7 protein-coding genes are annotated in these 6,247 nt (G+C 64.5%); 3 read left to right on the top strand and 4 right to left on the bottom strand.

Annotated elements, in window-relative coordinates; all coding sequences use genetic code 11:
- Positions 1-229 (top strand): universal stress protein (locus ACFR99_RS11875; RefSeq protein WP_390287610.1); only part of this gene is annotated, 229 nt, incomplete at its 5' end.
- 46 nt (positions 230-275) lie between these two features.
- Here the strand turns inward: ACFR99_RS11875 and ACFR99_RS11870 are convergent.
- Together ACFR99_RS11870 and ACFR99_RS11865 are read right to left on the bottom strand one after the other, a co-directional pair.
- On the bottom strand, positions 276-746 hold the full coding sequence (locus ACFR99_RS11870) for a universal stress protein (RefSeq protein WP_390287608.1): 471 nt from the start codon (positions 744-746) through the stop codon (positions 276-278).
- A 161-nt stretch (positions 747-907) separates the two neighbouring features.
- Positions 908-2,215 carry a TiaS agmantine-binding domain-containing protein gene (locus ACFR99_RS11865; RefSeq protein WP_390287606.1) on the bottom strand — a complete coding sequence of 436 codons (1,308 nt, stop codon included), beginning with the start codon at positions 2,213-2,215 and terminating at the stop codon, positions 908-910.
- A 162-nt stretch (positions 2,216-2,377) separates the two neighbouring features.
- On the opposite strand from ACFR99_RS11865, the gene ACFR99_RS11860 reads away from it, so the two are divergent.
- Complete coding sequence (locus ACFR99_RS11860) at positions 2,378-3,343, top strand: transcriptional regulator (protein WP_390287604.1); 966 nt, start codon at positions 2,378-2,380, stop codon at positions 3,341-3,343.
- A 116-nt stretch (positions 3,344-3,459) separates the two neighbouring features.
- On the opposite strand, the gene ACFR99_RS11855 is transcribed toward ACFR99_RS11860, so the two are convergent.
- Together ACFR99_RS11855 and ACFR99_RS11850 are read right to left on the bottom strand one after the other, a co-directional pair.
- The gene (locus ACFR99_RS11855; RefSeq protein WP_390287602.1) at positions 3,460-3,717 is read right to left on the bottom strand and encodes a glutathione S-transferase N-terminal domain-containing protein; all 258 of its coding nucleotides are present in this window, start codon (positions 3,715-3,717) and stop codon (positions 3,460-3,462) included.
- 136 nt (positions 3,718-3,853) lie between these two features.
- Positions 3,854-5,317: an NCS2 family permease gene (locus ACFR99_RS11850; protein WP_390287600.1), complete on the bottom strand. Its 1,464-nt coding sequence runs from the start codon at positions 5,315-5,317 to the stop codon at positions 3,854-3,856.
- Between the two features lie 189 nt (positions 5,318-5,506).
- On the opposite strand from ACFR99_RS11850, the gene ACFR99_RS11845 reads away from it, so the two are divergent.
- Positions 5,507-6,169: a potassium channel family protein gene (locus tag ACFR99_RS11845; protein ID WP_390287598.1), complete on the top strand. Its 663-nt coding sequence runs from the start codon at positions 5,507-5,509 to the stop codon at positions 6,167-6,169.
- Positions 6,170-6,247 lie beyond the last annotated feature (78 nt).

Genomic DNA, 6,247 nt, shown 5'->3' with positions numbered 1-6,247 from the left:
TGCGGTGGCCGACGACCACGGAGTATCCCTCGAGACGGCGACGGTGTCCGGAACGGCTGCCGACGAGATCGTCGAGTACGCGGTCGAACACGACGCCGATCAGATCGTGATGGGGAGTCACGGTCGGTCGCTGCCGGCCCGACTGATCACGGGGTCGGTCGCCGAACGGGTCGCGCGGCGCTCGCCACGAACGGTGACGCTGATCCGGGGATCCCCGACGGAAGACTGAGACGGGGCCGCGTCTCCTGTCGCCTCCTGTCGGGCCCTCGACACCCTCATCTGACGACCATGACCGGCACCGGTGCCCGGCGAACGACCGTCTCCGCGACGCTGCCGAGCAGGAACCGCTCGGCACCGGTTCGGCAGTGACTCCCCATTACGATTCGGTCGACATCGTGTCCCTCCGCGTACTCGAGGATGATGTCGTCCGGCTCGCCGAACTCGAGGACCGTCTCGACCGTCCGGTCGTGGTCGGCGGCGAGTTCGCGTGCGTCGTCGAAGACCGTCTCGGCCTTCGCCTCGGCTTCCTCACGCCATTCGCGCCAGTACTCTGGGGTGACCGATCCCGGCGGCGCTCCGTTGTCGAACGTCGGGCGCATGACGTCGATGAGGCTCCGTCCTGACCCGATCGGATCCATCACGTGACAGACGACGATATCGGCGTCCGGGTAGTCCATCAGTGCCGTTTCGAGTGCTTTCGTCGACAGCGGTGACCCCTCCGTCGGAACGAATACCGTCCGCGACATACGCCTCGTACACCGGTCCCGATGAAATAGCCACGGGGCAGTTGATCCGCGAGGACGTCCCCCCTGTCGGCGCATCGGCAGTCCCGGCGAGTTCACGGCCGCCAGCGAGTTTTGCGCCCACCACGGCGTCACCAGTTCTTCTTCGAACGACGGACCGCCGGCTACCGCTCCGGATGCGTCGGCGCGTCGAATCCGCCCCGGACGAGCGGCTTCGCGATATGACGACGTGCACACGGCGGCACCTCGTACCAGCCGTCCTCGAGCTCGCGCTCGAGTTCCCGTGTCGGTTTCTCTGCCGTCGCCGTCCCGCAGTCCCGACAGCGGTAGCCCTGGTTTCGCCCGGCACTCTTCATCGTCCGGCCACAGTCGGGACAGGTCGGGGTGACCCGTTCGGTTCGCACGAGGTCGCGGACGGCGAACTTCTCGAGTTTGAGCGTCCCGTCGGACACTTCGCCACAGGCGGTGAGTCGATCGCCGACCCGCAGTGCGCGCACGCGATCCCGGAAGCGTTTCGTCGGCTCGAACGCCGCACACGTGAGCCGCTCGGGCGCACCGTCGGCCGCGCCGTCGCCGGCGGCCGGCGGCTCGAGGTCGACGAAGACGTGCCCGCCGCGTCGCGTTTCGGGTTCGCTGGCGACCTGTCCCTCGAGGCGGTAGGCGCGTCCGTCGTCGACCGTCGACAGTGAGCCGTCCTGCAAGTGGACATCTGTGCCCTGATTCGTGACGAATAGCTGGCTCGCGGCGACGGGTTCGCTCTCGATCCGATCGGCGACCGTGCGGACGGCGGCTGCATCGTCGCCGCGGACTCCGTGGAGGATGGGACCGGGCGTGTGGGGTACGCAGACGGTCTCGTCCTCGCCGCGATCGACCGTGTCCCACACCGCGGGATAGCCCCAGTCGGCCGCGGCGAAGACGCTCTCGTGGTCGACCTCGCGGGTCGTTCCCCAGCGGTCGGGCTCGCGGTAGGAGATGTACTCGTAGGTCCACTCCGCGAGCGCGTCCCAGGCTCCGATCGCGGCCAGCGCGCCGATCCGGCCGCGGCCGTCCCCTGCGTACCACGACCGGTAGCCGTGGCGATCGATCATGGCCTCGGCGTCGGCGATCGAGAGGTGGTCGCGGATCGCCGCGCGTGCGAATCGAACGACGTCGTCGGGCGCTGTATCGGTGTTTGGGTCGTGTGCCGCGACGACCAGCCCGGGGTTCGTCCGTTCGTCCGTGGTTTCGGCCAGCGACTCGAGGCGTTCACGCGCGAGCGCGTACGCACGATCGAGATCACAGTCAGTGTGGATCGCCAGCGCGGCGTTGCCTCGCGTTTTGTACTCGACGGCAGGGTTGAGCCGGACGAGCAGGAGCCGCGAGACCGTTCCCCAGTCGTCCTGGCGCAGCCGCTCGGCGATCTCCGCGGCGACGTACGTCGTACACATGCCCAACTCGCGCGAGTCCGTATCGTCGATCCCGACGACGGTCATCGCCGATGTTTGGACGCCGGCTGTGTAACGCCTTTCGGGATTCCCCGTCGGGGACGGGAAACCAGCTATATAAGTATATTCCCGATACGTGATCGAACCGCGACACGGCATGCGGACATCGCGGGGAAAACGTCTTATAGGAGGAATCGCTTACAACCCCGTATGTCCCGCTCCGCACTGGTCGGCAACGTGACCGCGATGTTAGAGGACGCGGGATTCGTGGTGAGCGATCGGTGTGCCATCCGGCCGAAGAGTTTCGACATTGCTGCGCGACGTGGTGACGATCTGATCCTCGTCAAGATTCTCGCGAACATCGACGCGTTCAACGAGGCGACCGGCCACGAGATGCGTCGGCTTGGAACGTATCTGGAGGCAACGCCGCTCGTCATCGGACTGCGCAGCCGTGACGAGGACCTGAAACCGGACGTCGTCTATTTCCGACACGGCGTCCCCGTCTTCAGTCCCGACACGGCGTACAACCTGTTCATCGAGAACGTTCCGCCGCTGATCTACGCTGCGCCGGGTGGTCTCTACGTCAATATCGACGGCGACCTACTGGCCGACGAACGCCAGGACAAAGACTGGAGCCTCGGTCAACTGGCCAGCGAACTCGGTGTCTCGCGTCGCACCGTCTCGAAGTACGAAGACGGCATGAACGCCTCCGTCGAGGTCGCGATGGCACTCGAGGAACTGTTCGATGCGCCCCTGACGAGCCCGGTCGATGTCCTCGAGGGCGCCGACGAGGTCCACGAGAGCGATGCGACGCCGGACGATCCGGAGGCTGATCCGGACGACCAGCAGGTCGTCGCCGTCTTCACGCGGGCCGGCTACAGCGTCCATCCGACGGTCCGCTCGCCGTTTACGGCCGTCAGTGAGGACGAAGACGACAGCGACATCGTCCTGACGGGCCACTCGAAGTTCACGAAGGCCGCGGAGAAGCGTGCCCGGATCATGAGTTCGATCGGGGAGGTCACCCGCACGCGGTCGGTCTACGTCGTCGACCGGGCGAAACAGGAGTCCGTCGACGGCACGGCGCTGGTCGAACGCGACGAACTCGCTGACCTCCGGAACGCCGACGAGCTTCGAGACGTCATCCGGGAGCGCTCGGAGTACGAAGAGGCAGTCTGATCGGTCACGTCCCCGTAGGATCGACGTTCGATACGTTTTCCGCCAGTTGTCACTGTGTTTTACTATCTCAACACGACGATTCGTTGCTGTCTAGACACTGACTGATCGCCGACGGTTCAGGCCGTCTCGTCGCCGTACGTTTCCTCGAGGTACTCGACGATGTCGCTGCTTTCTGGCATTCCTTCGACGCCGGTCGCCTCGTCAGTGATGACCGGCACGCCGGTCTGGCCGCTGACCTTCTCGACTTCGGTCCGCTCGCTGTGTGCGCGGGGAACCTCGATGGTGTCGTAGTCGAGTTCGAGTTCGTCGAGTTTCGTCCGGACCATCGCACAGAACGGACAGCCGGGAAGGTCGTACAGCGTGATGTCTGCCATCGTGACCGAATGTAGGGGCCTCGAACCCCAAGAGCACAGTGATTGCGATGGTTTGGTATCGGCCAGCAGCGACTGCACACGAGCGCGTGCTGAGTGGATCGATTCAGTGGCCGCTCGAGCGGTACTCGACGTGAGTCTAGCCGAGCATCCCGCTGGTGGAGACGTAGAAGTAGCCGATCAGCGCGACGGCGATCGCCCACTGTCCGAGCCGAACGTCGGTACGCTCGCCCATCGCCGTTTTGATCAGCGGGTAGGCGATGATCCCGGCAGCCAGGCCGTTGGCGATCGAGTAGGTCAGCGGCATGATAGTGATCGTGAGTCCGGCCGAGACCGACCACGCGGGGTCCTGCCAGTCGATATCGAGGACGCCCTGAAGCATGATGACCCCGACGGCAACGAGCGCGATGAACGAGGCGTAGGCAGGAATCGCGGCGACGACCGGCACTGCGACCAGTGACAGTGCAAACAGGGCACCGACCACGAGGGCAGTGAAGCCGGTTCGGCCTCCTTCCTCGACGCCGGTCGAGGACTCGACGTAGGTCGTCACCGTCGAAGTGCCGATCATCGAGCCGACGGTCGTCCCGACCGCGTCGGCCATCAGCGGCTTCTCGATCTCGGGAAGTTCGCCGTTCTCGTCTAAGAAGTCACCGAACTGGGCCACGCCGATGAGCGTCCCGGCGGTGTCGAAGAAGTCCACGAAAAAGAACGTGAACACGACGAGTGCAAAGGTCAGCGGATCGACGTCTCGCAGCCCCTCGACGAATGCGCCGACCAGCGGGGTGATGTCGTAGTGGGGTGACGTCACCGCTTCGAAGGTGACCTCGCCGGTCCCCTCGTCGAGCAGCGCGTCGGGGGCGAGCGCCTCGGCGCTCGAAACGCCGGCGAGCAACAGCCCCCAACCGGCGACGGTCGTCGTGATGATGCCGGTGACGATTGCACCTTTCATGCCGCGTGCCCAGAGGACGAAGGTCAAGAAGAGGCCGGCGAGTCCGAGGAGCGCGGCCGGGTTCTGTGCGATATCACCGAGCGTGACCATCGTCGCGGGATCCGCCGCGACGATCTGCATCTCCTGAAGTCCGATAAACAGCAGGAAGACACCGATCCCCGCACCGACCGAGAACTTCACCGGTTCGGGGAAGAGGTTGATGACGTATTTGCGGGCCCCGACGGCCGTGATAGCGATGAAGATGAGCCCTTCGACGAAGACCGCAGCGAGGGCCGTCTGCCACGGAATCCCCATCCCGATGACGACAGTGAACGTAAAGAAGGCGTTCAGCCCCATCCCCGGTGCGAGCCCGAACGGCCGGTTGGCGTACAGTGCCATGACCAGTACCGCGACGACCGAAGCGATGATCGTCGCGATCGCAAGCATCTGGAACACCTCGTTCGAGTTGTAGACGGCCCCGTCGATGGTCGTCTGCTGGTTGATCTCGCCCTGTTCGTTGAACCCCATAATCGCCGGCAGCAACACCGTCGGATTGACCACGATGATATACGACATCGCAAGGAACGTCGTAATCCCCGCGACCAGTTCGGTCGTGAAGTCAGTATCGTGTTCGTCGAACCCGAAATACGATGCCAGTAACTCGATAGCCCCCATTTTGGATGCTCGAGCGTAGCAACACTGGTTAGTTAAGCGTTTTTGTCCAGCACGGTATGTCATGAAAGAACATTCATGCGTCCTGATTGATAGGCTGACGAGTCGGCGATCGGATTGGGTGTGTAGGTGGGCGGCCGCCCGCGGTCGGCGGACGAACGTATTTGACCCAGGAGGGTGTACTGTGGTATCATGAGGTTCGTCATCGTTGGGTACGGTCGGGTTGGTTCACGGACGGCAACGATCCTCGCCGAGGAGGGCCACGACGTCGTCGTCGTCGACAACGACATCGACCGGCTCGAGCGTGTCTCCGACGACGAAATCGAGACGGTACACGGGGATGGATCCGACGAGGATGTCCTCACACAGGCGGGCATCGAGACGGCCGACGCGATCGGGGCCTTTACGCCCGATCTCAACGCCAACTTCGCGGCCTGTATGGTTGGCACCCACCACGGCTGTCGGACCGTCCTGCGGATCGACGCGGACTACCGCGAGGACATCTACGAGAAGTACGCTGCGGAGGTCGACGAGATCATCTACCCCGAACGACTCGGGGCTGCGGGCGCGAAAACCGCCCTGCTGGGCGGCGACTTCAACGTCGTCGCCGACCTCGCCACAAACCTTCAGTTGACCGTCCTCGAGATCAAAGAGGGCTCGCCGGCGGTCGGCAAGCGGATGAGCGAACTCGAGTTGCCCGAATCCGCACGGATCTACGCCCACGGCCGCGCACGCGAACCGCTGACGATCCCACTGCCGGGCACGGAACTCGCGGTCGGTGACGAGGTCGCGGTCATCGCCGAGACTGACCGAGTGGATGCGGTTCGATCCGTCCTGTTGCCCGCCACCGCTTGAGGTCGGACGAGAGCTGTCACTATGGCTTGAGCCACTGTGGCCCAACCCGCCTCTGACACTCGTCCCGGATGGTTATGG

Source organism: Haloarchaeobius amylolyticus (genome assembly GCF_042678045.1).
In the GTDB taxonomy this organism is placed as follows: Archaea; Halobacteriota; Halobacteria; order Halobacteriales; family Natrialbaceae; genus Natrinema; species Natrinema amylolyticus_A.
This window is presented reverse-complemented; position numbering and strand designations above follow the sequence as displayed.

Bases quoted from the DNA above. Each gene is read 5' to 3' on its own strand.
- ACFR99_RS11870 (WP_390287608.1), bottom strand. From the start codon at position 746: ATGTCGCGGACGGTATTCGTTCCGACGGAGGGGTCACCGCTGTCGACG.
- ACFR99_RS11865 (WP_390287606.1), bottom strand. From the start codon at position 2,215: ATGACCGTCGTCGGGATCGACGATACGGACTCGCGCGAGTTGGGCATG.
- ACFR99_RS11860 (WP_390287604.1), top strand. From the start codon at position 2,378: ATGTCCCGCTCCGCACTGGTCGGCAACGTGACCGCGATGTTAGAGGAC.
- ACFR99_RS11855 (WP_390287602.1), bottom strand. From the start codon at position 3,717: ATGGCAGACATCACGCTGTACGACCTTCCCGGCTGTCCGTTCTGTGCG.
- ACFR99_RS11850 (WP_390287600.1), bottom strand. From the start codon at position 5,317: ATGGGGGCTATCGAGTTACTGGCATCGTATTTCGGGTTCGACGAACAC.
- ACFR99_RS11845 (WP_390287598.1), top strand. From the start codon at position 5,507: ATGAGGTTCGTCATCGTTGGGTACGGTCGGGTTGGTTCACGGACGGCA.